The 21,632-nt window shown below is 74.2% G+C and carries 23 protein-coding genes; 6 read left to right on the forward strand and 17 right to left on the reverse strand.

Features of this window, described 5'->3' with window-relative positions; translation table 11 throughout:
- Positions 1-4: 4 nt before the first annotated feature.
- Both ACQZ2A_RS12220 and ACQZ2A_RS12225 read left to right on the forward strand, forming a co-directional pair.
- Positions 5-1,240 (forward strand): glycoside hydrolase family 3 N-terminal domain-containing protein, encoded by a 1,236-nt coding sequence (locus ACQZ2A_RS12220; RefSeq protein ID WP_430211307.1) that lies wholly within the window; start codon positions 5-7, stop codon positions 1,238-1,240.
- Positions 1,241-1,263: 23 nt separating this feature from the next.
- Entirely contained in the window at positions 1,264-2,997 is a 1,734-nt protein-coding gene (locus ACQZ2A_RS12225; RefSeq protein WP_430211310.1) for an FAD-dependent oxidoreductase, read from the forward strand.
- 13 nt (positions 2,998-3,010) lie between these two features.
- Here the strand turns inward: ACQZ2A_RS12225 and tsaD are convergent, their stop codons facing one another.
- From tsaD to glmS, 10 genes are all read right to left on the reverse strand, one after another.
- On the reverse strand, positions 3,011-4,054 hold the full coding sequence (tsaD, locus tag ACQZ2A_RS12230) for a tRNA (adenosine(37)-N6)-threonylcarbamoyltransferase complex transferase subunit TsaD (RefSeq protein WP_430211312.1): 1,044 nt from the start codon (positions 4,052-4,054) through the stop codon (positions 3,011-3,013).
- Positions 4,054-4,548: a ribosomal protein S18-alanine N-acetyltransferase gene (rimI, locus tag ACQZ2A_RS12235; protein WP_430211314.1), complete on the reverse strand. Its 495-nt coding sequence runs from the start codon at positions 4,546-4,548 to the stop codon at positions 4,054-4,056. The genes tsaD and rimI overlap by 1 nt, the downstream gene beginning before the upstream one ends.
- Positions 4,545-5,201: a tRNA (adenosine(37)-N6)-threonylcarbamoyltransferase complex dimerization subunit type 1 TsaB gene (gene tsaB, locus ACQZ2A_RS12240; RefSeq protein ID WP_430211317.1), complete on the reverse strand. Its 657-nt coding sequence runs from the start codon at positions 5,199-5,201 to the stop codon at positions 4,545-4,547. The genes rimI and tsaB overlap by 4 nt, the downstream gene beginning before the upstream one ends.
- Positions 5,195-5,725, reverse strand: coding sequence for a tRNA (adenosine(37)-N6)-threonylcarbamoyltransferase complex ATPase subunit type 1 TsaE (gene tsaE / locus ACQZ2A_RS12245; protein ID WP_430211320.1), 531 nt, complete (start codon positions 5,723-5,725; stop codon positions 5,195-5,197). Before tsaE ends, tsaB begins: the two co-directional genes overlap by 7 nt.
- On the reverse strand, positions 5,722-6,861 hold the full coding sequence (locus ACQZ2A_RS12250) for an alpha/beta fold hydrolase (RefSeq protein ID WP_430211323.1): 1,140 nt from the start codon (positions 6,859-6,861) through the stop codon (positions 5,722-5,724). The genes tsaE and ACQZ2A_RS12250 overlap by 4 nt, the downstream gene beginning before the upstream one ends.
- Positions 6,861-8,060 carry an alanine racemase gene (gene alr / locus ACQZ2A_RS12255; protein ID WP_430211325.1) on the reverse strand — a complete coding sequence of 400 codons (1,200 nt, stop codon included), beginning with the start codon at positions 8,058-8,060 and terminating at the stop codon, positions 6,861-6,863. The genes ACQZ2A_RS12250 and alr overlap by 1 nt, the downstream gene beginning before the upstream one ends.
- Entirely contained in the window at positions 8,057-8,314 is a 258-nt protein-coding gene (locus ACQZ2A_RS12260) for a hypothetical protein (RefSeq protein WP_430211328.1), read from the reverse strand. The genes alr and ACQZ2A_RS12260 overlap by 4 nt, the downstream gene beginning before the upstream one ends.
- Before the next feature lie 149 nt (positions 8,315-8,463).
- A complete protein-coding gene (locus ACQZ2A_RS12265) occupies positions 8,464-9,918 on the reverse strand; it encodes a bifunctional ADP-dependent NAD(P)H-hydrate dehydratase/NAD(P)H-hydrate epimerase (protein WP_430211331.1) in 1,455 nt (484 codons plus the stop codon).
- Positions 9,915-10,277: a holo-ACP synthase gene (locus ACQZ2A_RS12270; protein ID WP_430211333.1), complete on the reverse strand. Its 363-nt coding sequence runs from the start codon at positions 10,275-10,277 to the stop codon at positions 9,915-9,917. Before ACQZ2A_RS12270 ends, ACQZ2A_RS12265 begins: the two co-directional genes overlap by 4 nt.
- A 13-nt stretch (positions 10,278-10,290) precedes the next feature.
- On the reverse strand, positions 10,291-12,150 hold the full coding sequence (gene glmS, locus ACQZ2A_RS12275; protein ID WP_430211335.1) for a glutamine--fructose-6-phosphate transaminase (isomerizing): 1,860 nt from the start codon (positions 12,148-12,150) through the stop codon (positions 10,291-10,293).
- A gap of 77 nt (positions 12,151-12,227) precedes the next feature.
- Here glmS and coaA point away from each other — a divergent pair, with 77 nt between their 5' ends.
- Positions 12,228-13,211: a type I pantothenate kinase gene (coaA, locus tag ACQZ2A_RS12280; RefSeq protein WP_430211338.1), complete on the forward strand. Its 984-nt coding sequence runs from the start codon at positions 12,228-12,230 to the stop codon at positions 13,209-13,211.
- 55 nt (positions 13,212-13,266) lie between these two features.
- Here coaA and ACQZ2A_RS12285 read toward each other — a convergent pair whose 3' ends face one another.
- Together ACQZ2A_RS12285 and ACQZ2A_RS12290 are read right to left on the reverse strand one after the other, a co-directional pair.
- Positions 13,267-13,686 (reverse strand): hypothetical protein, encoded by a 420-nt coding sequence (locus tag ACQZ2A_RS12285; RefSeq protein WP_430211340.1) that lies wholly within the window; start codon positions 13,684-13,686, stop codon positions 13,267-13,269.
- 14 nt (positions 13,687-13,700) lie between these two features.
- Positions 13,701-14,795, reverse strand: coding sequence for a hypothetical protein (locus ACQZ2A_RS12290; protein WP_430211342.1), 1,095 nt, complete (start codon positions 14,793-14,795; stop codon positions 13,701-13,703).
- Positions 14,796-14,960: 165 nt separating this feature from the next.
- On the opposite strand from ACQZ2A_RS12290, the gene ACQZ2A_RS12295 reads away from it, so the two are divergent.
- On the forward strand, positions 14,961-15,443 hold the full coding sequence (locus ACQZ2A_RS12295; protein ID WP_430211344.1) for a hypothetical protein: 483 nt from the start codon (positions 14,961-14,963) through the stop codon (positions 15,441-15,443).
- A gap of 88 nt (positions 15,444-15,531) precedes the next feature.
- On the opposite strand, the gene ACQZ2A_RS12300 is transcribed toward ACQZ2A_RS12295, so the two are convergent.
- From ACQZ2A_RS12300 to ACQZ2A_RS12310, 3 genes are all read right to left on the reverse strand, one after another.
- Positions 15,532-16,179, reverse strand: a complete 648-nt coding sequence (locus ACQZ2A_RS12300) for a hypothetical protein (protein ID WP_430211346.1) — start codon at positions 16,177-16,179, stop codon at positions 15,532-15,534.
- 237 nt (positions 16,180-16,416) lie between these two features.
- Entirely contained in the window at positions 16,417-17,754 is a 1,338-nt protein-coding gene (locus ACQZ2A_RS12305; RefSeq protein WP_430211348.1) for a PhoH family protein, read from the reverse strand.
- 193 nt (positions 17,755-17,947) lie between these two features.
- Positions 17,948-18,712 carry an isoprenyl transferase gene (locus ACQZ2A_RS12310; protein WP_430211350.1) on the reverse strand — a complete coding sequence of 255 codons (765 nt, stop codon included), beginning with the start codon at positions 18,710-18,712 and terminating at the stop codon, positions 17,948-17,950.
- A 212-nt stretch (positions 18,713-18,924) separates the two neighbouring features.
- On the opposite strand from ACQZ2A_RS12310, the gene trhA reads away from it, so the two are divergent.
- On the forward strand, positions 18,925-19,638 hold the full coding sequence (gene trhA / locus ACQZ2A_RS12315; protein ID WP_430211353.1) for a PAQR family membrane homeostasis protein TrhA: 714 nt from the start codon (positions 18,925-18,927) through the stop codon (positions 19,636-19,638).
- Between the two features lie 11 nt (positions 19,639-19,649).
- On the opposite strand, the gene ACQZ2A_RS12320 is transcribed toward trhA, so the two are convergent.
- Positions 19,650-20,039 (reverse strand): hypothetical protein, encoded by a 390-nt coding sequence (locus tag ACQZ2A_RS12320; RefSeq protein ID WP_430211356.1) that lies wholly within the window; start codon positions 20,037-20,039, stop codon positions 19,650-19,652.
- Positions 20,036-20,974: a mycothiol conjugate amidase Mca gene (mca, locus tag ACQZ2A_RS12325; RefSeq protein WP_430211359.1), complete on the reverse strand. Its 939-nt coding sequence runs from the start codon at positions 20,972-20,974 to the stop codon at positions 20,036-20,038. Before mca ends, ACQZ2A_RS12320 begins: the two co-directional genes overlap by 4 nt.
- 91 nt (positions 20,975-21,065) lie before the next feature.
- On the opposite strand from mca, the gene ACQZ2A_RS12330 reads away from it, so the two are divergent.
- Positions 21,066-21,434 (forward strand): DUF4307 domain-containing protein, encoded by a 369-nt coding sequence (locus ACQZ2A_RS12330; protein WP_430211362.1) that lies wholly within the window; start codon positions 21,066-21,068, stop codon positions 21,432-21,434.
- Positions 21,435-21,632: the final 198 nt, after the last annotated feature.

Raw genomic sequence — 21,632 nt, forward strand, 5'->3', positions numbered from 1 at the left:
TCGGGTGCCTTCGCGACCCACCCCCCGCCCTCGCACCGCCGCCCTGGCCCTCACCGGCGCCCTGGCCGTCGCCCTGACCGGATGCTCCGGTGGCTCGCCGTCCGCCGCCACGAGCCCGAGCGCCACGACCCCGTCGGCCACCCCGACCACCGCGAGCCCGACGCCGACGCCCACCCCCACCTGCGTCGAGACCACGCTGGAGTCCCTCGACGAGGACCAGCGGCTCGGCCAGCTCCTCATGGTCGGCTTCGACACCAACGCCGACCTGTCCTCGCTCGACGAGGAGATCGGCCAGGACCACGTCGGCAACGTCATCTACCTCGGCGGCTGGGAGGGCGCGGACAAGGTCGAGCGCACCTCGAAGCACCTCCAGGGGCTGGTGTCCGAGAAGGCCACCGGCGACGTCGGCCTGATGGTCGCCGCCGACCAGGAGGGCGGCGAGGTCCACCAGCTGCGCGGCGAGGGGTTCACCCGCCCGCCGACCGCTCGCGACCAGGCGCAGATGTCGTCCGCACAGCTCACGAAGGCCGCCACCGGCTGGGCGAAGGAGCTGCGGGCCGTCGGCGTCAACGTCAACCTCGCGCCGGTCACCGACACCGTGCCCGAGAGCCTCGGCCGCGGCAACGAGCCCATCGGCAAGTACGGCCGGCAGTACGGGTCGGACCCGAAGACGGTCGAGAAGGCGTCGGCCGCCTTCATCGAGGGGATGCTCGACGGCGGTGTCGAGGCCACGGTCAAGCACTTCCCCGGCATCGGGCGGATCCGCAACAACACCGACTTCAACGCGAGCGGCATCACCGACGCGACGACCTCGGCCGACGACCCGTACCTCGAGCCGTTCGCCGCGGGCGTCGAGGCGGGTGCCGGCCTGGTCATGACCAGCTCGGCGAAGTACACGAAGCTCGACCCGGGCGTGCCCGCGATGTTCTCCGAGAAGATCGTCACCGGCCTGCTCCGCGAGAAGCTCGGCTTCGACGGGGTCGTCATCACCGACGACGTCAACGCGGAGTCGGTCCGGGCCACGCCGCCCGGCGAGCGGGCCGTGAAGGTGCTCGCCGCGGGCGGGGACATCGTCCTCACCGGTGACGCCTCGACGGCGCCCGCGATGCTGAAGGCGCTGAAGGCGCAGGCGACGGCCGACGACGACTTCGCGGCCACGCTCGACGCCTCCGTCGAGCGGGTCCTCACCCTCAAGGACCGGATGGGGCTGCTGCCCTGCTCGGGCACTCCCCAGGACTGACCGGCTCGCCTAGGCTCGACGGGGTGACGGACACCTCCACCGCAGCCCCCGCCCCCAGCGGCACGCCGGCCCCCGACGCCCCGGTCATCGTCCTCGTCTCCGGCGAGCACGCGGAGACCCTGCGCGAGGAGTTCTGGCGCTACTCGCGCGAGTACGACCTGCGCGCGACCACCTCGTGCTCCGAGGCCGAGGCGGCCACCGCGGCCGCGCTCGCCGAGGGGCGCCGGGTCGCGATGTTCGTCAGCGACTCGCAGCTGCCCGACGAGGAGAACGTCCTCGCCGCCTTCGGTCGCTGGCGGGCGCTCGTGCCCACGGCCCGCCGGCTCATCGTCTCCCCGTACGACCGCTTCCTCGCCGACGCACCACGACTGCGGGCAGGCATGGCCAAGGGCAAGTACGACGCCTACCTCCTGATGCCCCGCGGCACCCGGGACGAGGAGTTCCACCACTCGGTCACCGAGCTGCTCAGCGACTGGGGCTGGACCACCACCGACCCCGACGTCGTCGTCGCCAAGGTCGTCGCGCCGGCCGGCGACCCGCTGGCCGTGGAGATCCGCGACTTCTTCGACCGGATGGGTCTGCCGAGCCGGGTCGTGTTGCCGGACAGCGAGATCGGCCGGCACGTCGGCGAACACTTCGGGCCCGACGACGGGTACCCGCGCATCTGGGCGGTCAACCGCGACCCCGTCGTCGCGACGTCCGTGCGCGACGTCGCCCGGTCGTTCTTCGAGACCTCGGCCGAGCGCGACCTCGACGCCGCGGCCGGTGACGGCACCGGCGTGGTGGACCTCGCGGTCGTCGGTGGCGGTCCGGCCGGGCTGGCGACCGCGGTGTACGGGGCGTCGGAGGGTCTCTCGACCGTCGTCCTCGACTCCAGCGCCATCGGCGGCCAGGCCGGCACCAGCTCGATGATCCGCAACTACCTCGGCTTCCCGCGCGGCGTCTCCGGGATGCGGCTCGCCCAGCGCGCCCGCAACCAGGCGCTGCGCTTCGGGACCCGCTTCCACACCGGCTGGGAGGTCGAGGAGCTTGTCGCCGGGACCGACGGCGCGCCACACCTGTTGCGGGGCAGCGACTTCGAGCTGGCCGCCCGCTCGGTCGTCGTCGCGTCCGGCGTGCGGTACCGGCACCTCGGGGTGCCGTCCGTCGAGGCGCTGGTAGGGCGCGGCGTCAACTACGGGGCCGCGATGTCGCTCTCGCGCGAGATGGAGGACCAGGACGTGGTCGTCGTGGGCGGTGGCAACTCCGCCGGCCAGGCCGCGGTGCACCTCGCCCGGTTCGCCCGCTCGGTGACGATCGCCGTCCGCCGACCGGCCCTTGCCGAGACGATGTCGGCCTACCTCGTCGGCGAGATCGAGTTCAACCCCCGCATCACCGTCTCCCCGTGCACGCGGGTCGTCGACGGCGGCGGGGACGGCCGGCTCGAGTGGCTCGAGCTCGAGGACACCACCACGGGGGCGCGCGAGCGCCGTTCCGTCGGAGGCCTGTTCCTGCTGCTGGGCGCCGAACCGCACTGCGGGTGGCTGCCGGACGTCGTGGCGCGGGACGAGCGGGGGTTCGTGCTCACCGGGCGCGACGTGCCCAAGGGGCTCTGGGCCGACGGCCTGCCGCCGGAGAACCTCGCGACGAGCGCGCCGGGCATCTTCGCCGCCGGCGACGTGCGGGCCGGCTCGATGAAGCGGGTGGCGGCGGCCACGGGCGAGGGCGCCTCCGTGGTGCCGCTCGTCCACGCCTGGCTGTCGCCCGGCGAGGCCTGACCCGACAGCCGCCTCACGCGGAGACGCGGGTCACCGGCATCGAGGAGTCGGCGGGGATCGTGAGTTCCGAGGGCGTCCGCCCCTTGAGGACCATCTGCGCGCCGAGTGCCGCGACCATCGCGCCGTTGTCGGTGCAGAGCCCCGGCCGGGGCACACGCAGCTCGATGCCGGCCGCGTCGCACCGCTCCTGGGCCATCGCGCGCAGCCGCGAGTTCGCCGCGACCCCGCCCCCGATCTGGAGGTGCCCGACGCCGTGCTCGCGGCAGGCGTCGATCGCCTTGCGCGTCAGGACGTCGGTGACCGCCTCCTGGAAGCTGGCAGCGACATCGGCGAGCGGGACCGCCTCTCCCGCAGCCTCCTTGGCCTGCACCCACCGGGCGACGGCGGTCTTGAGCCCGGAGAACGAGAAGTCGAAGCGGTGGCGCTCCATGTCCCGGCCGGAGGTGAGACCGCGCGGGAAGTCGATGCTCACCTGCCCGTCGCGTGCCGCCCGGTCGATGTGCGGCCCCCCGGGGAACGGCAGGCCCAGCACCCGGGCCACCTTGTCGAAGGCCTCGCCGGCGGCGTCGTCGATGGTCGAGCCGAGGCTGCGGACGTCGTGCGTGACGTCCGGGACGAGGAGCAGCGAGGAGTGCCCGCCGGAGACGAGCATGGCCAGTGTCGGTTCGGGGAGCGGCCCGTGCTCGACGATGTCGACGGCCACGTGGCTCGCGAGGTGGTTGACGCCGTGCAGCGGCACACCGAGGGCCAGGGCGAGGGCCTTGGCCGACGCCACGCCGACCATCAGGGCCCCGGCCAGCCCGGGCCCGGACGTCACGGCGACCGCATCGACGTCGCGCAGCGTCACCCCGGCCTCGCGGCAGGACCGCTCGATCGTGGGCACCATCGCCTCGAGGTGGGCGCGCGAGGCGACCTCCGGGACGACACCACCGAAGCGCGCGTGCTCGTCGACGCTGCTCGCGATGGCGTCGAAGAGCAGGGTCTCACCGCGGACGAGGCCGACGCCGGTCTCGTCGCAGGAGGTCTCGATGCCGAGCACCAGGGGCTGGTCGGTCATCACCGGTCTCCGTTCTGCTGGAGGGACTTCCGCATGACCAGCGCGTCGACGGCGCCCTGGTCGTAGTAGCCGCGACGCCGGCTGACGACGGCGTACCCGGACGACGCGTACAGCGAGGTCGCGGGCTCGTTGTCGGCGCGGACCTCGAGCATCACGTGCTCGGCACCGCGCCCTCCGGCCCGCCGCTCGAGCTCGTCGAGCAGGCGGCGGCCGAGGCCGAGCCCGCGGGCGGCCGGGGCGACGGCCACGGTCATGACGTCCGAGACCTCGCCACCGTGGTCGAGCCCGCCGTACCCGAGGAGGTCGGCGGGCACGTCCGCACCCGGGACCGCGTTGGCCACGACGTAGTCACGCCGCGGTCGCCCGGCCAGCTCGGACCACCAGGACCGCTCGGACCAGGCGTCGTCCGGGAAGAGGGCCACCTCGAGCGCGGCGAGGCCGGACAGGTCGGTCCACCGCGCGTCGCGCACGACGACCGTGTCGAGCGTGCTCATCGGGCGGCGCGCTCAGCCGTCGTCAGGGCGTCCGGGCGGCGCAGGTAGAGGGGCTCGACCGGCATGTCGCGGCCCTCGGCCAGCCCGCCGACGACGAGCTCGGCGAGGTCCGCGGCCACCGCCTCGACCCATCCGACGCGGTGCGGCAGCAGCTCGGGGTAGAGCACCGGCCCGGCACCGGCGGTCGGCAGCGCGCGCACCTCGGCGGGCAGGTCGGCGGGGCGGTCGACGGCGGGGGCCGTGAGCGCGCGGGCGCCGTCCGGCCCGAGGGCGTAGCGGGCCCAGTACACCTCGCGACGCCGGGCGTCGGTGGCGACGAGGATGTCGCCCTCGAGGTCACCCCGACAGCCGTGGGCGATGACATCGAGGCTGCAGACACCGTGCACGGGGATGCCGAGCGCGTACCCCATCGTGACGGCCGTGACCATCCCGACCCGCAACCCCGTGAACGGGCCGGGGCCGGTTCCGACGCCGATGTCGGTGAGGTCGCCGGGCGTGACCCCGCCGGCGTCGAGGACGTCGGCGACGAGCGGCGCGAGGCGCTCGGTGTGCCCGCGCGGGTCCTCCACGCCGGCGCTGGTCACGACGTCGGTGCCGTCGTGGAGCGCCACCGAGATCATCGCGGTGGAGGTGTCGAGGGCGAGGATCAGCACGGCTCTCCTCCAAGGGGATCGAGCGGGTCGGGTTGCGGCGCAGCGGAACCAGCGTCCTCGACGCCGGCCACATCGGACGCCGTCCACCGGCCGCCGATGCCGGTCACGGTGGCGGTCCGGACCTCGGTGGCCGGGTCGACGTCGAGGACGACCTCGAGCCGGTCCTCGGCGAGCCCCTCGGCGAGCCCGTGCCCCCACTCGACGACGGTGACGCTCTCCTCGACGGAGGCGTCGAGGTCGAGGTCGTCGAGCTCGAGGCCACCGCCGAGCCGGTAGGCGTCGACGTGGACCAGCGGCGGGCCGCCGACGGTGGACGGGTGGACCCGGGCGATGACGAAGGTCGGCGACGTCACCGCGCCCCGCACGCCGAGGGCCTCCCCGAGTCCCTGCGTCAACGTCGTCTTCCCCGCGCCGAGCCCGCCGGTGAGGACGAGCAGGTCGCCCGCGCGCAGCATCCGCCCGAGGGCGGCCCCGAGGGCCTGGGTGTCCTCGACCTCGGGCAGCACGAACCGTCGGGCGCTCACGACGCGGCCTCCTTGCGGGCGCGGGAGGCCCGGCGCTTCTTGGAGATGTCCTGCACGGTGCGGCGCACGCGGGGCTTGCTGCCGACGGCCACGCCCTCGGCGACCGCGCGCTGCGCCCGGTGCACCAGGGCGAGGAGCTGTTCGGTGACGACCTCGGGGTGCTCGAGCATGAGGATGTGCCCGGCGTCCTCGACGACGACGTGCTCCGCGCCCGGGAGCAGCCGCACGATCTCCTCGGAGTGCGAGGCGGGCGTGATGAGGTCGCCGGCGCCGTTCATCACGAGGACCTCGACACCGGCGAGGCCGGTGAGGAGGGGCGAGAGGTCGAGGGCATCGATGTCGGGGAGAAAGGCGGCCATGACGTCGAACGGCGTCGCGAAGATCATCTCGGCGACGAGGTCGACGACCTCCGGCTCGACGGGCGAGTCGAAGGCCCAGCGCGCGACCGCGAGGTCCTGGACGCCCTTGCCCATCTTGCGGATCAGGCCGATGGGCCCCGCGTGCCGCGAGAGCCGCGTCAGCAGGCCCGGGCCGACCGAGCCCACGATGCGCCCCGCCAGCGGCCCGAGCCCGAACTCGGTCACCTCGTGGCCGCCCGGCGAGGTGGAGACGAGGGCGGCGGCGAGCACGCGGTCGCGCACGACGTCGGGGTGGTGGCCGGCGAAGGCCATGACGCTCATGCCGCCCATCGAGTGGCCGATGAGCACCACCGGGCCGGTGGGGCAGGCCGCCTCGAGCACCTGCGCCAGGTCGCGACCGAGCCGCTCGATGGTGCAGGAGGCGAGGTCGGGCTGCGCCGAGCGGCCGTGCCCGCGCTGGTCGTAGCTGACGACGCGCATCCCGGCCTCGACGAGCGCCTGGCGCTGGAGCACCCAGGAGCGCATCGTCAGGGCGAAGCCGTGCACGAGGACCACCGTGGGCGCGCGGCCCGCGAGGTGGCGGCGTCCGCGGCTGGACTGCCCGGGGGCGTCGATCTCGACGTGGAGGTCGACGCCGTCGTCCGTGGTGACCACGAGGGCCTCGGTGGCGGTGTGCGCCCACCCGAGCGGCGAGGTGCCGTCGGTGCGGGGGGCGCGGCCACGCAGCCCTCGGGAGGTCACGGCCCCGAGCGCGAGGCCGACCGGTCCGCGGCCCATCAGGCCTCGCCCTCGGCGCCGGTGACGACCCGCGGGAGCCGGGGGCCCATGCGGGTGACGACCTCGTAGTTGATGGTGCCGGCCGCCTCGGCCCAGTCCTGCGCGGTGGGCTCGCCGTCGGCACCCCGGCCGAGGACGGTGACCTCGTCGCCGGGCGCCGCGTCGGAGTCCGGGCCGAGGTCGAGGACGAACTGGTCCATGCAGACCCGGCCGGCGATGGGGTGGCGGCGGCCGTGGACCTGCACCGGACCGGCGTTGCCCGCGTGGCGCGGGATGCCGTCGGCGTAGCCCAGCGGGACGAGGCCGAGCACCGTGTCGCGGTCGGTCGTGTACTCGTGGCCGTAGCTGACGCCCTGCCCGGCGCGGGCGCGCTTGACCTGGGTGAGCCGCGCCGTGACGCGCATCGCCTCGCGCAGGCCGAAGTCGGCGGGGCTGCCGAGGTCGGGCACGGGCGAGAGGCCGTAGACCGCCAGCCCGGGGCGGACGAGGTCGAAGTGGGCGCTCGCGTTGGTGAGCGTGGCGGCGGAGTTGGCGAGGTGACGCAGGCCGGGGTCGACGCCGGCACGCTCGAGCTCGGCGACGGCCTCGACGAAGCGCTCCTGCTGGGCCCGCACGGTGGGGTGCTGCGGCGCGTCGGCCCAGGCGAAGTGCGACCAGGTGCCGGTGACCTCGACGGCGCCCTCGGCGACGGCGCCGGCCAGGGCGCGGGTGAACTCGCTCCAGTCGGTGAGGACTCCGCCGCGGCCCAGGCCGGTGTCGACCTTGGCCTGGACGCGGACGGGGCGGCCGCGCTCGCGGGCGACGGCGAGCACGGCCTCGAGGTTCCAGGCGCTGCCGACGGTGACGTCGATGCCGGCGTCGGCGGCGGCCGCGATGTCGGCCTGCGGCGGGTAGATCCACGTGAGGAGCGGGGCCTCGACGCCCGCGCGGCGCAGGGCGAGGGCCTCGTCGAGCTGGGCGACGCCGAGCCAGGAGGCGCCGCCGGCGAGGGCGGCGCGGGCGGCGGTGACCAGGCCGTGGCCGTAGGCGTCCGCCTTGACGACGGCGAGGACCTGGGCCGGGGCCGAGCGGCGGACCAGCTCGGCGACGTTGTCGCGGATGGCGGCGGCATCGACGCTCACCCACGCGGAAGCACCCGCGGGCGCGGGGGCAGGGGTGGGCGCGAGGTGCGGTGCGGCGGCGCCGTGGTCGTCGGTCATGAGCCCGCCCAGTCTAGGACCGGCGGCCCGGCCGGGAGGGGCCACCCCGGCACAGAAGGGTGTCCGTCCCGGACTCCGGTCGCCCCGTCCGCGATCCCGGTCACCACGTCCACGATCCCGGTCACCACGTCAGGGATCCCGGTCGCCAGGTCCGCGATACCGATCGCCACGTCAGGGATCCCGGTCGCCACGTCAGGGATACCGGTCACCACGTCAGGGATCCCGGTTCCCAGGTCCGCGATACCGGTCGCCACGTCAGGGATCCCGGTCGCCACGACCGCGATACCGGTCGCCGCGTCAGGGATCCCGGTCGCAGCGTCCGGTTCTCCGGAGGACACCCGTCGCGCCGGGCCCGCCGTGGCCCATCGCTCCCGCCGGACGCGCCCCGCGCATGGAGCCCCGCTCAGCGCCTCAGCAACCCCGCCACCGTCGCCGGCAGGGCGTGGGCCACCGCGAGCGCGCGCACCGGGCCCCCGGGGTTGGCCCGGTCCGCGGCCACCCCGTGCACGAGGGCTCCGAGCGCCCCCGCCTCGTCGGCGGGCAGCCCCGCCGCCAGCAGCGCCCCCAGCACGCCCGCGAGCACGTCCCCGGCCCCGGCGGTCGCGAGCCACGGCGGCGCATCGGCCTGGGACCACACGGTGGCCCCCTCCCCGGGCGGCACGACCAGCGTCGTCGCGCCCTTGAGCAGCACCGTCGCACCGGTCAGCGCGGCCAGCCGCCGGGCCGAGCGCAGCGGCGCGCCCTCGACCTCGGCCCGCGACATCTCCGAGCCACCGAGCCGCGTGAGCAGCCGCGCGCACTCCCCCGCGTGCGGCGTCAGCAGCGTCACCCGCTCGCGGCGCCGCCGGACCACCCCCTCGTCGAGCAGGTCGAGCCCGCCGGCGTCGAGGACGACCGGCTCCTCGCCCCCGAGCGCGTCGCGCGCCACGTCGAGCTGTGCCTTGGACCCCACCGCGCGCGACTGCGTGTCGAGCCCGGGCCCGACCACCCACGCCTGCACCCGCCCGGCACCGTGCGTCGCCTCCGGCACGGCGGCGCGCACGAGCCCGGTGGGCGCCGGCGTGCCGACGTAGCGCACCATCCCGACCCCGGCCCCGACCGCCGCGGTGACACAGAGCACCGCCGCGCCCGTGTACGACTCCCCGCCGGCCACGACCCCGAGCACCCCCCGCGAGTACTTGTCGTCCCCCGCGCCGGGCACCGGCCAGAGCGCGGCCACGTCGTCGTGGTCCAGCCGCCGCACCACCGGCTCGGCCTCCACCTCGACCCCGATGTCGACGACGGTCAGCACACCGCACGCCTGCTCGGTGGGCGGCAGCAGGTGCACCGGCTTGGCGACCGAGAAGGTGACCGTCTCGTCGGCCATCACCCCGTCGGCGTCGAGCACCCCGCCCGCCGGGTCCTGGCCCGACGGCAGGTCGACGGCCAGCACGTACGCCGAGTCCGGCACGGCCTCGACCCACGCGGCCGCCCACTCCGGCAGCCCGGGGCGCGCCCCGATCCCCAGCACACCGTCGAGCACCAGGTCGGCCTCGCCCACGGCCGCGGCGTCGGTGGTCAGCACCACCCCGGCGGCCTCGGCCGCCGCCCGCGCGCCCTCGTGCACCGTCTCGTGGTGCACCGCGACGGCGCTCCACCCTGCCTCGGCCAGCCGGGCCGCGGCGTAGAGCGCGTCGGCCCCGTTGTTGCCCGGCCCCACGAGCGCCACCACCGAGGTACCGCCCGTCTCGGAGAGCCGCGCATCGGCGACCGCCGCCAGCCCCTCGACGGCCCGCGCCATCAGCTCGCCGTCCTCGAGCACCTCCATCAGTGCGGCCTCGGCGGCGTACACCGCCTCCGCCCCGTACCCCTCGATCACGCCGACCCCTCCCGTTCCGCGACCACGACGGCCGAGGCGATGCCCGCGTCGTGCGACAGCGACACGTGGATGCTCGTGATGCCCAGCTCCGCGACGGCTGCCGCCACCGTCCCCCGCAGCACGAAGGCCGGCCGCCGGTCCTCGCCCCGGGTGACCTCGGCGTCGTGCCACTGCAGGCCCACCGGCGCCCCCAGCGCCTTGGCCAGCGCCTCCTTGGCGGCGAACCGGGCGGCGCGGGAGTTCAGCGGCATCACCCGCTCGGACTCGGTGAAGAGGCGGTCCCCGAGGGCCGGGGTGCGTTCCAGGGAGGCGCCGAAGCGCGCGACGTCGACGACGTCGATCCCGACGCCGACGATCACCGCGCCACCGGCCTCACTCGACCGTGACCGACTTGGCCAGGTTGCGGGGCTGGTCGACGTCCAGGCCCTTGGCCGAGGCCAGGTGCAGCGCGAAGACCTGCAGCGGGACCACGGCCAGCAGCGGCGCCAGCATCGGCGAGCACTGCGGGATGCGGACGACCTCGCTGGCGAACGGCTCGACGTCCTCGTCGCCGTCGTGCGCGATGACGAGCGTGCGGGCCCCGCGCGCCCGGATCTCCTGGATGTTCGAGACGACCTTCTTGTGCAGCTCGTGCGGGGTGTCCGGCCCCGGCACGACGACGAACACCGGCTGCCCGGGCTCGATGAGGGCGATCGGGCCGTGCTTCAGCTCGCCGGCCGCGAAGCCCTCGGCGTGGATGTAGGCGAGCTCCTTGAGCTTCAGCGCGCCCTCCATCGCCACCGGGAACCCGACGTTGCGCCCGAGGAAGAGCACCGTGCGCGTGTCGGCCATGAACTCGGCCATCTCCTGCACGCGGTCCATCCGGCCGAGGAGGTCCTCGATCTTGGCCGGGATCTCGCCGAGCTCGGCCATGACCGCCTTCGCGTCGTCGGCGTAGGTCTCGCCGCGCAGCTGGGCGAGGTAGAGGCCGAGGACGTAGCAGGCGGTGATCTGCGCGAGGAAGGCCTTGGTGGAGGCGACCGCGATCTCGGGACCGGCGTGCGTGTAGAGCACGGCGTCGGACTCGCGCGGGATGGTCGAGCCGTGGGTGTTGCAGATGGACAGCGTCATCGCGCCCAGCTCGGTGGCGTGCTTGACCGCCATGAGCGTGTCCATCGTCTCGCCGGACTGGCTGATCGAGACCACCAGGGTGTCCTCGTCGACGATCGGGTCGCAGTAGCGGAACTCGTGGGCCAGGGCGACCTCGACCGGGATGCGGGTCCAGTGCTCGATGGCGTACTTCGCGACCATGCCCGCGTACGACGCCGTGCCGCACGCGACGATCGTGATGCGGCGCACCTGGCGCAGCCGCTCCTCGGGGATGCGGACCTCGTCGAGCACCAGCGCGCCGGACTCGTCGGTGCGCCCGAGGAGGGTGTCGCCCACGGCGTGCGGCTGCTCGTGGATCTCCTTCTCCATGAACGTCGCGTAGCCACCCTTCTCGGCGGCCGCGGCGTCCCAGGTGACCTCGTAGGCCTTGCCCTCGGCGGGCGCACCGTCGAAGCCGATGACCGAGTGCCCGTCCGGCGTGATGGTGACGATCTGGTCCTGGCCGAGCTCGAGGGCGTGCCGGGTGTAGCCGATGAACGCCGCGACGTCGCTGCCGAGGAAGTTCTCGCCGTCGCCGAGCCCGACGACGAGCGGGCTGTTGCGGCGGGCCCCGACGACGACGCCCGGGCTGTCGGCGTGCACCGCGAGGAGGGTGAAGGCGCCCTCGAGCCGGCCGACCACGGCCCGCATCGCCTCGGTGAGGTCGCCGAGGCGGTCGTACTCGCGGCCGACGAGCTTGGCGGCGACCTCGGTGTCGGTCTCGGAGCGGAACTCGACGCCCTCGGCGAGGAGCTCCTTCTTCAGCGCGTGGAAGTTCTCGATGATGCCGTTGTGGATGAGCGCCAGCCGGTCGCCGTCACCGCCCCGGTGCGGGTGGGCGTTGCCGTCGGTCGGGCCGCCGTGCGTGGCCCAGCGGGTGTGGCCGATGCCGGTGCGGGAGGCCGCCAGCGGGTGCGCCTCGAGCGCGGAGCGCAGGTTCTCGAGCTTGCCGGCGCGCTTCTCGGTGGCGACGCCGTCGTCGGTGACGAGCGCGACGCCGGCCGAGTCGTACCCCCGGTACTCGAGGCGCGCCAGGCCCTCCATGACGACGTCGAGCGCCGTCCCGTCCATGCTCCGGCCGACGTAGCCGACGATTCCACACATGGCGGGCAGCCTAGCCGCTGCACGGGGGGCCACCGGGCCTCCCCCGGCGCCGCGCGACCATGCGCGATGATGGCCGCGTGACCGCTGCCGAGCAGGCCCTCGCGCACCTCGGTGTCGCCGGCGACACCGGCGCGCCGACGCCCTACGTCGACCTCGACCGCCAGGCGTGGTCGCGGCTGCGCGAGGAGCACCCGATGAGCCTCACCCAGGACGACCTGGCGCGGCTGCGGGGGCTCGGCGAGCGGCTCGACCTGCGCGAGGTCGAGGACGTCTACCTCCCGCTCTCCCGCCTCCTGCACTTCTACGTCGAGGCCGTCCACGGGCTACGCCTCGCGACCTCGGAGTTCCTCGGCGAGCGGCCGAGCCGGGTGCCCTTCGTCGTCGGGGTCGCCGGCTCGGTGGCCGTCGGCAAGTCGACGACGGCGCGCATCCTCCGCGAGCTGATGTCGCGCTGGCCGCACACCCCGCGCGTCGAGCTCGTCACCACCGACGGCTTCCTCCTCCCGAACGCCGAGCTCGAGCGTCGGGGACTGCTGCAGCGCAAGGGTTTCCCGGAGTCCTACGACCGCCGCGCCCTGCTGCGCTTCGTCGCCGACGTCAAGTCCGGGATGCCCGTCGTCGACGCGCCGCAGTACTCGCACCTGACCTACGACGTGCTCCCCGAGCCGGTGCACGTGCGCAAGCCGGACGTCCTCATCGTCGAGGGGCTCAACGTCCTCCAGCCCCCCGGGGTCCGCCCGGACGGCGGCCCGGCGAGCGCGGTGTCGGACTACTTCGACTTCTCGGTCTACGTCGACGCCCCCGTCGAGGACGTCAGCCGCTGGTACGTCGAGCGGTTCCTCCGCCTGCGCGAGACCGCGTTCGCCGACCCGCAGTCCTACTTCCACCGCTACGCCGGGCTGAGCGACGCCCAGGCCCGCGAGACCGCCGCCGGCATCTGGGCGGCGATCAACGAGCCGAACCTCGTCGAGAACATCCAACCGACCCGCGACCGCGCGACCCTCGTGCTCGGCAAGGGCGCGGACCACGCCGTGACCAGCATCCGGCTGCGCAAGATCTGAGCGCGCCCGGCCTGCGTGCCGACCGGCGTGCCGCCCACCGGCATTCGCGCGGGTGCTACCAGGTGCCCCCGCCACCGGCCGGCGGCTGCGGGCCGCGCGGCCGCCCCGGGTCCTCGCCCGGCGCCCGGCGCCCGTCGGAGGTCGGGGTGGGCTCGCGCATCTCCTCGATCTCCTCGTCGGGGGTGCGCTCCTTCCCCACGCGCGAGAGGACGTCCTCGCGCTGCTCGGGGTCGAGCCGCTCCAGCCCCTTCTCGAGGTTCTCGAGGTTCTTGGCGGCCATCGCGTTCAGGGCCGGGTGCAGCAGGGCGCGGCGCACGTTCACGCGGCCGGCGAGCACCTCGCGCACGGTGCGTCGCAGGTCCTCGTCGTCGGTGCGGCGGGCGACGACCGCGAGGGTCGCGCGGAGCCGGCGCGCGCGGTCGGCATCACCGCGGACGATGCTGTCGATGCCGCTGTGGTCGGGCTGGTCGCTCATGCGGGGCCTTCGGGTCAGAGGGAGGCGTTGACGTAGGGCGCGGTGGGCAGCTTCGTGGTGACGTCGCCGTCCTCGGCCCAGCTGGCCAGGCCGGTCACGGCGGCGAGCAGGCCGGTCACGCCCATGTAGACGTTGCCGGTCACCTTGAGGAAGGCCGCGACCGCCTCGGTGGTCTTCCACACCTGGTAGGCGCCGATGAGCCCGATGATGACGTTGATGCCCGGCACGCTCGCGAGGCAGCCGGCCGCCGCGAGCTCGGCTGCGCAGATGAGGATCTCGTCGATCGCGGTCTCGAGCAGGCCACCGAGGGCGGCGGCGAGCTCGGCGCAGTGCTGGACGAGCAGCGCGTACTTCTGGCTGAGGTCGTCGAGCTTGTCCGCGTGCTCCTCGAGGGCGTTGGCGGCCTCGACGAACCACTGGCGTGCGTGCTCGGCGGCCTCGCCGGTCCAGACCATCGCCCCGGCACCGGTGACGAGCGTCTGCGCCGCGATCTTCTCGAAGTCCCCGAGGGCCTTGGCCGCGTGCCCGGCCTGGGCCAGCTCGCCGTAGTCGCCGACGACGCACTTGGTGAGCGCGGCCCACGGGTCCAGGCCGAACAGCGAGGCGAGCTTGACGGCCAGGCCGGTGATCGAGGCCCAGCCGGCCTTGTCCATGATCCACTGCACCATGTCCGGCACGGGGGCGTCCTTGCTCGGCTCACCGTTGAGCGCCGGCTCGGGGTTCTCCAGCGCCCCGCCCGTGGCGTCCAGCCCCGACGAGGGCGCCGGCACCGACGCCTGGCCGCCCGGGTAGGAGGCGTCGAGCTGGGCGGCCGCCGCCGCGTCGAGCTTCGCGTAGCGCGTGGCCGAGGCCGTGAGGGCCTGCCCGCTCTGCTGGAGCAGCTGGCCGACCGCCGTCGTCGAGGACTGCAGGGCGGTGACGACCTGGCGGTTGTTCAGGTACACGTCGGCGTAGAGGTCGCCGCTGTCGTACGGCACCGGCATGTAGGTGTCCACGTACGTGCGGGCCTTGCCCGTGAACGCGGAGGCCAGGTCGATGCTGTGCCCACCCTGACCGAGCACTCCCGCGAAGTCGGTGAGCGTGCCGGACTGTACCGAGAAAGCTGCCACGTGCGGTCCCCTCCAGGACGTGCGTGGGCCGGACCCCGGTGGGGTCACGGCCCTCGAGCGATGTCGCGGGCCAGCCTAGGCAGGCCCGCCCCCTCGTGCGATGGGGAGCACTCCCCGTGCCGCATGGTACGGCCCGGCGGGCTCCGCGCGCCTACGATCGGCCACATGGACAGCTCACCCAGCACCCCCCTCGTCGGACGCCCGCACAGCTCGAAACGGTTCGCGCAGGCCGTGGTCGGCGCCATCGCGCTGGTGATCGGTGTCGTGCTGCTCACCAAGGGGACCTGGCTCTTCGGGATGGCGCTGGTGCTGCTCGGCCTCTACGGGCTCACGGACCTGCGCCGCAAGGTGACCGTCACGCAGGACCGGATGGTCGTCCAGGGCCGCGTGGCCCGGCGCGAGGTGGCCCTGGCCGACCTCGTGCGCGTCGCGCTCTCCCCCGCGTCCCAGCTGTGGGTCGCCACCGGGGACGGCTCGGCGTTCTACGTGCGGATGGTCGCGCCCTTCCAGGACATCAAGAACCCCGGCGTCCGCGACTTCGTCACCGCCCTGCGCGAGCGCGCGTCGGCCGCCGGCGCCCGCCTCGAGGCCGAGGAGGGCGACCGCTCGCCGGCCCCGCAGGGCACCTCCCCGCTCTTCAGCGCCTGACCCCGTCCCACCCGCGCCCCACGCGCGACGACGAACGCCCCGGCCGGTGGTCGGGGCGTTCGTCGTGCGGTGTCGGGGGTCGTGCGGCTCAGTACCAGTGCGGCGAGCGGGCCTGCCACTGGCTGAGGGCGTTGCACGGGCTGCCGTAGGAGCGCTTGATGTAGTCCAGGCCCCAGGTGATCTGGGTGACCGGGTTGGTGCGCCAGTCCGGTGCCACGCTGGCCATCTTGTTGCCGGGCAGCGACTGCGGGATGCCGTAGGCGCCCGAGGACGGGTTGGAGGCCCACCAGCGCCAGTCGCTCTCGCCGATCCACAGCTGCTCGAGGCAGGACCACTGCGACTCGCCGAACCCGAACTCGGGCAGGAGGAGACGGGCCACCGACTTCGGGTCGTCCTGGGCGTTCTCGAGGACGCGGTTGCGCTCGGCGGCGCGAGCGGCGCGCTCCTGCTTCTCGCGGCGCTGCTTGGCCAGGGCCGCGGCCTTGGCGCGGTCGACCTCGGCGGCGGCGGCCGCGACGACGGCTCGCTGGCCGTTCGTGGCCGAGCGGTCGGCGGCGACGCGCACATCGTCCTGGAGCGCGACCTCGCTCTGCTCCGTGGACGTGCTGGAGGTCAGCTCGTCGACGGCCAGGCTCAGCGGGTCCGCGTTCGCGGTGTCCTCGAAGGCCCCGCTGACCGCCACGCCGCCCGTGACGACGGCCGCGACCAGGCTCGTCGAGACCAGCGGACGCCCCACGACCGAGACGGCCGTACGCCCCAGCGACCGCTTGGGAGCGGCGTGGCGCGGGGCGTGACGGGGTGTGTAGCGAGCCATGAGTACGGGGTGGGACCTTCCGGCAGGGGTGTCTCGGGGCGTGGCTGAGCCACGGCAGGGCGTTACGGAATCGAGACCTTAGCCTAGGGAACGCGGCGTCGAGGGCGAAATCGAGCGCTGAGCAACCACACAGACGAGCAGGTCAGGAGCCGTTCGGCGTCAGACCTCGATGCCCTCCAGCAGGTCGGTCACGAGGGCCGCGATGGGGCTGCGCTCGGAACGCGTGAGGGTCACGTGCGCGAACAGCGGGTGCCCCTTGAGCGCCTCGACGACGGCCACGACGCCGTCGTGCCGCCCCACCCGGAGGTTGTCGCGCTGGGCGACGTCGTGGGTGAGGACGACCTTGGAGTTCTGCCCGATCCGCGAGAGCACGGTGAGCAGCACGTTGCGCTCCAGGCTCTGGGCCTCGTCGACGATCACGTAGGCGTCGTGCAGGCTGCGGCCGCGGATGTGGGTGAGCGGCAGCACCTCGAGCATCCCGCGGTCGAGGATCTCCTCGACGACCTCGCGCGACACGAGCGCCGAGAGGGTGTCGAAGACGGCCTGGCCCCAGGGGTTCATCTTCTCGGCCTCGGACCCCGGCAGGTAGCCCAGCTCCTGGCCCCCGACGGCGTACAGCGGGCGGAAGACGACGACCTTGCGCTGCTGACGGCGCTCCATCACCGCCTCGAGGCCGGCGCACAGCGCGAGCGCGGACTTGCCGGTGCCGGCCCGGCCGCCGAGGCTGACGATGCCGATGTCGGGGTCGAGGAGGAGGTCGAGGGCGATCCGCTGCTCGGCGCTGCGGCCGTGCAGGCCGAAGGCGTCGCGGTCGCCCCGCACGAGGCGCACCTGCTTGTCGGCGCCGACCCGCCCGAGCCCGGACCCGCGCGGCGAGAGCAGCTTCAGCCCGGTGTGGCAGGGCATCTCGGCCGCGGTGACGCTCTCGAGGCGGCCGTACTCGTAGAGGTGGTCCATCTCCTCGACGCTGACCTCGAGCTCGGCCATGCCCGTCCAGCCCGACTCCACGGCCAGCTCGGCGCGGTACTCCTCGGCCTCCAGGCCGCACGCCGAGGCCTTGACCCGCATCGGCAGGTCCTTGCTGACGACGGTGACGACGTGGCCCTCGTTCGCGAGGTTGCGCGCGACGGCGAGGATGCGGGTGTCGTTGTCGCCGAGGCGGAACCCGGCCGGCAGCGACATCGGGTCGGTGTGGTTGAGCTCGACGCGCAGCGTGCCGCCGGCCTCGCCGACCTCGACCGGCGCGTCGAGGCGACCGGCCTTGATCCGCAGGTCGTCGAGCATGCGCAGGGCCTGGCGGGCGAAGTAGCCCAGCTCGGGGTGGTGGCGCTTGCCCTCGAGCTCGGTGACGACGACGACCGGGAGGACGACCTCGTGCTCGGCGAAGCGCAGGATCGCCTTCGGGTCCGAGAGGAGGACCGAGGTGTCGAGCACGAAGGTCCGGCGCGGCTCCTTCCCCTGTCGCGTGGTGCCTGCCGTCCGGGTGCTCGAGGCCATTGCCGCTCCTGGTGGTCGAAGGAGGATCGTGCCTCGACGCTACGACCGCTCCGGGGCCGCGGCGGGAGGCGGCGTCCGGCGTGTCGGGGCCCGCGGGACCTGTGGGACTCGTGTGACCGGTGGGACGAGATGTCACCCGTTCGACCCCCACCGACCCCGGCCGTTCACCCGACCCGGGGCGACCCCGGGACCCTCAGGTGCCGAAGCGGCGGTGGCGCTCCCCGTACGCGCGCAGCGCACGGAGGAAGTCGACCTTGCGGAAGTCGGGCCAGTACGCCTCGCAGAAGTAGAACTCGCTGTGCGCGCTCTGCCAGAGCAGGAAGCCGGAGAGCCGCTGCTCGCCCGAGGTCCGGATGACGAGGTCGGGATCGGGCTGACCCTTGGTGTAGAGGTGCTCGGCGATGTGCTCGACGTCGATGATCTCGGCGAGCTCCTCGATGCTCGTGCCGCGGGTGGCGTGCTCCTGGAGCAGGCTGCGGACGGCATCGGTGATCTCGCGGCGCCCGCCGTAGCCCACGGCGACGTTGACGATCATCCCGTCGACCTCACGGGTGCGCTCGGCCGCGGCCTTGAGCCGCGTGGCGGTCGCCGCCGGCAGCAGGTCCAGCGCGCCGACCGGGTTGATCCGCCAGCGGGTCGTGGCCGCGAAGGCGTCGACCGAGTCCTCGATGATGCCGAGCAGCGGACGCAGCTCGCGCTCGGGCCGGTTGAGGTTGTCGGTGGACAGCAGCCACAGCGTGACGACCTCGACGCCGACCTCCTCGCACCAGGCCAGGACGTTGAGGATGTTGTCGGCCCCGGCGCGGTGCCCCTCCTCGGTCCCGGCCCCGCGCAGCTTCGCCCAGCGGCGGTTGCCGTCGACCAGCACGCCGACGTGGCGCGGGATCGGGCCCGGGCCGAGCTGGCGGGTGAGCCGCTTCGCGTACGCGGCGTAGACGACGTCGCTGAGCCGACGCATGCCTCACGACCTCCCGCGTGCTCCGGAACCGGCTCCCGGAGACCCGGGAGGCGCGGCCCACGCTACTCCGCCGGGGGCCACCGGCCGCCCGGCGACGCCACCCGGCGACGAACCTCCAGGGGGTGCGCACACATCCCCCCGACATCCTCCGGACGGCCGGTTCCCGGACCGACGGAGTCGTAACCTACGGTCGCGTAGGTTATCCTCGGGTCATGGACGCCTCCGAGACCCCCACCCCCGACGCGGGGCGCCTCGAGGTGCTCGAGAGCCGCGTCGAGGCCGCCCTCCAGCAGGTCAAGCCGCACCTGCGCGGCTGGCTCCACCTGGGCATGACGCCCGTCGCGCTCGTCGCCGGCGTGGTCCTGGTCGTCCTCGCGACGACCACCGAGGGCAAGGTCTCGGCCGCGGTCTTCGCCGGCACCGCGGTACTCCTCTTCGGGACCTCCGCCGTCTACCACCGCGGCACGTGGTCCCCCCGCGTCGGCGGCTTCCTGCGCCGCTTCGACCACTCCAACATCTTCCTCATCATCGCCGGGACCTACACGCCCTTCGCGCTGCTGCTCCCGACCGACCAGGCCCGCCGGATGCTCGTCATCGTCTGGAGCGGCGCCGTGCTCGGCGTCCTCTTCCGGGTGTTCTGGGCCGGGGCACCGCGCTGGCTCTACGTGCCGGCCTACCTGATGCTCGGCTGGGTCGCCGTCTTCTACTTCGGCCCCCTGCTCCAGCACGCCGGCGCCGCCGTGATGACCTGGGTGGTCATCGGCGGCGCGCTGTACAGCATCGGCGCCCTCGTCTACGGGACGAAGCGGCCGAACATCAGCCCGCGCTGGTTCGGCTTCCACGAGGTCTTCCACGCCCTGACCGTGCTGGCCTTCGCCGCGCACTTCATCGCGGCCTCGCTCGCGCTCACCGGCCCCGCGGCCTGAGGCGCAGCGGGTCAGTCCCCGCCGCCTCCGCCACCGCCGTCGCCGCCCCCACCGCTGGAGTCGCCGCCGGACCCGCTGCCCCCGGAGTCCGCGCCGCCGGAGTCGGCGCCACCGTCGTGGGCTCCCCCGTGGTGACCACCCTCGTGGTGCGAGCCGTGCCCTCCGCCGTCGTCCCCGCGACCCCGGTCGTCCGTGAGCGTCCCGCCGGCGGCCGCCGCCCCGACGTCCGAGGGACCGGCCTGCGGGTCGTCCTTGCCCCGGTGGGCCGCCTGCTGGCGGTAGGACATCCGCCGCATCCGGGCGTTCATGTTCCGCATGAGGAACCACAGTGCCAGCGCCAGGAACGCGAAGGCGAGGAAGGCGAGGAACCCGGTGGTGACGTCGGGCGGGGTGTCGTTCATGCGGCACGCTCCGTACGGGTGTCGTGGACGAGGGTCAGGCCGCCCGAGGTGGCGAGGGCGTCGGCCTCGGCGACGTCGACCGGCAGGCCGGCGAACAGGTCGTCCTCGCCCTCCGGCGTGGCGACGAAGGACGCGGCGAGCTCGTACTCCTCGACCGGCCAGACCTCCGCCTGCACCTCCCGCGGCACCTGGAACCACGTGCCGTCGGGGTCGACCTGGGTGGCGTGCGCCAGCAGCGCGGCGTCCCGGCGGTCGTACCAGGCCGAGCACTCGACCCGCGTGGTCACGACCCGGTCCGGGCGCGTCCAGTTCTCGAGCCACTCGGCGTACGGGCTCTCCTGGCCGAGCGCGGTGAGCGCCTCGTGGAAGGCCTCGATGCGCCCCCGGCTGAAGGTCTGGTTGTAGTAGAGCTTGAGCGGCTGCCACGCCGGGCCCGCGTCGGGGAAGCGGCCGGCGTCGCCGGCGGCCTCGAACGCCGACACCGAGACGTCGTGGCACATGATGTGGTCCGGGTGCGGGTAGCCGCCGTTCTCGTCGTAGGTCGTGACGACGTGCGGGCGGAACCGCCGGATCTCGCGGACGAGGGCCTCGGTGGTGACCTCGAGGGGCTCGAGCGCGAAGCAGCCCTCGGGCAGCGGCGGCAGCGGGTCCCCCTCGGGCAGGCCGGAGTCGACGAAGCCGAGCCACGTGTGCTGCACGCCGAGGATGTCCCGGGCGCGGGCCATCTCGTCGCGGCGGACCTGGGCGAGGTCGCGGAGGATGTGGATGTCCTCCTTCAGCCGCGGGTTGAGGATGTCGCCTCGTTCGCCGCCGGTGCAGGAGACGACGAGGACCTCGTGGCCGGCGTCGACGTACTTCGCCATCGTCGCCGCGCCCTTGCTCGACTCGTCGTCCGGGTGCGCGTGGACGCACATGAGCCGGAGCCGTTCGGACATGCGGGACCCTTCGGTGCAGTGGTCTCGGGCGTAGCCGAGAATGGGACGGATCCCATCCTCTCACTGCCCGACGACGCCCCGAGGACACCCTGTGCCGCTGCCCGACCCGCGCACTCCCGCCGGCCGCCGCGCGCTCGCCGGCCTGCTCGCCGTGCTGGCCGCCGTCGTCGCCGTCGCCTGGTACGGCTGGACGAGCACCGCGGGGCAGGTGCTGCCGAACGTCACGGGGTACGAGGTGGTGTCCGACGAGCTGACCCGCGTGGGCTACGACCTCGCCCGGCCCGAGGGCACCGCGGTCACCTGCCGCGTGGCCGCGCTCGACGCCGGCAAGGGGCGGGTGGGCGTGGTCGAGGACCGCGTCCCTGCCGCAGGTGGCGCCACGCTGCACCGGGTGGTCGAGGTGCGCACCAGCGCCCGGGCCGTGACCGGCGTCGTGGAGTCCTGCACCCGCGTGCGCTGAGCCCGGCGCACCCCTTCCGGGCTCCGGGAGGGAGCATCGGTGGCCTGACCTGTGCCGACGGATGTGCTTCACGGGGCTCGCGTTGCTAGAATGGTGGCTTCACGTTCGGGTCCGGGTCCGAGATGTCGCTGAGCAGCAGCGGTCGGTCCGGGCCCGTTGCCGTAGCACCCTCGGCGCAGCCCGCGAGGGTCCGGCGCC

Origin of the sequence: Phycicoccus avicenniae (genome assembly GCF_050496545.1) — a bacterium.
Taxonomy (GTDB): Bacteria; Actinomycetota; Actinomycetes; order Actinomycetales; family Dermatophilaceae; genus Phycicoccus; species Phycicoccus avicenniae_A.

Excerpts from the sequence above, each read along its gene's own strand:
- ACQZ2A_RS12250 (WP_430211323.1), bottom strand. The coding sequence starts at position 6,861 with ATGGGCCGCGGACCGGTCGGCCTCGCGCTCGGGGCCGTGACCTCCCGA.
- mca (WP_430211359.1), bottom strand. The coding sequence starts at position 20,974 with ATGTCCGAACGGCTCCGGCTCATGTGCGTCCACGCGCACCCGGACGAC.
- ACQZ2A_RS12285 (WP_430211340.1), bottom strand. The coding sequence starts at position 13,686 with ATGAGCGACCAGCCCGACCACAGCGGCATCGACAGCATCGTCCGCGGT.
- glmS (WP_430211335.1), bottom strand. The coding sequence starts at position 12,150 with ATGTGTGGAATCGTCGGCTACGTCGGCCGGAGCATGGACGGGACGGCG.
- tsaD (WP_430211312.1), bottom strand. The coding sequence starts at position 4,054 with ATGACCGACCAGCCCCTGGTGCTCGGCATCGAGACCTCCTGCGACGAG.
- ACQZ2A_RS12320 (WP_430211356.1), bottom strand. The coding sequence starts at position 20,039 with ATGAACGACACCCCGCCCGACGTCACCACCGGGTTCCTCGCCTTCCTC.
- rimI (WP_430211314.1), bottom strand. The coding sequence starts at position 4,548 with ATGAGCACGCTCGACACGGTCGTCGTGCGCGACGCGCGGTGGACCGAC.
- alr (WP_430211325.1), bottom strand. The coding sequence starts at position 8,060 with ATGACCGACGACCACGGCGCCGCCGCACCGCACCTCGCGCCCACCCCT.
- trhA (WP_430211353.1), top strand. The coding sequence starts at position 18,925 with ATGGACGCCTCCGAGACCCCCACCCCCGACGCGGGGCGCCTCGAGGTG.
- ACQZ2A_RS12305 (WP_430211348.1), bottom strand. The coding sequence starts at position 17,754 with ATGGCCTCGAGCACCCGGACGGCAGGCACCACGCGACAGGGGAAGGAG.
- ACQZ2A_RS12310 (WP_430211350.1), bottom strand. The coding sequence starts at position 18,712 with ATGCGTCGGCTCAGCGACGTCGTCTACGCCGCGTACGCGAAGCGGCTC.
- ACQZ2A_RS12295 (WP_430211344.1), top strand. The coding sequence starts at position 14,961 with ATGGACAGCTCACCCAGCACCCCCCTCGTCGGACGCCCGCACAGCTCG.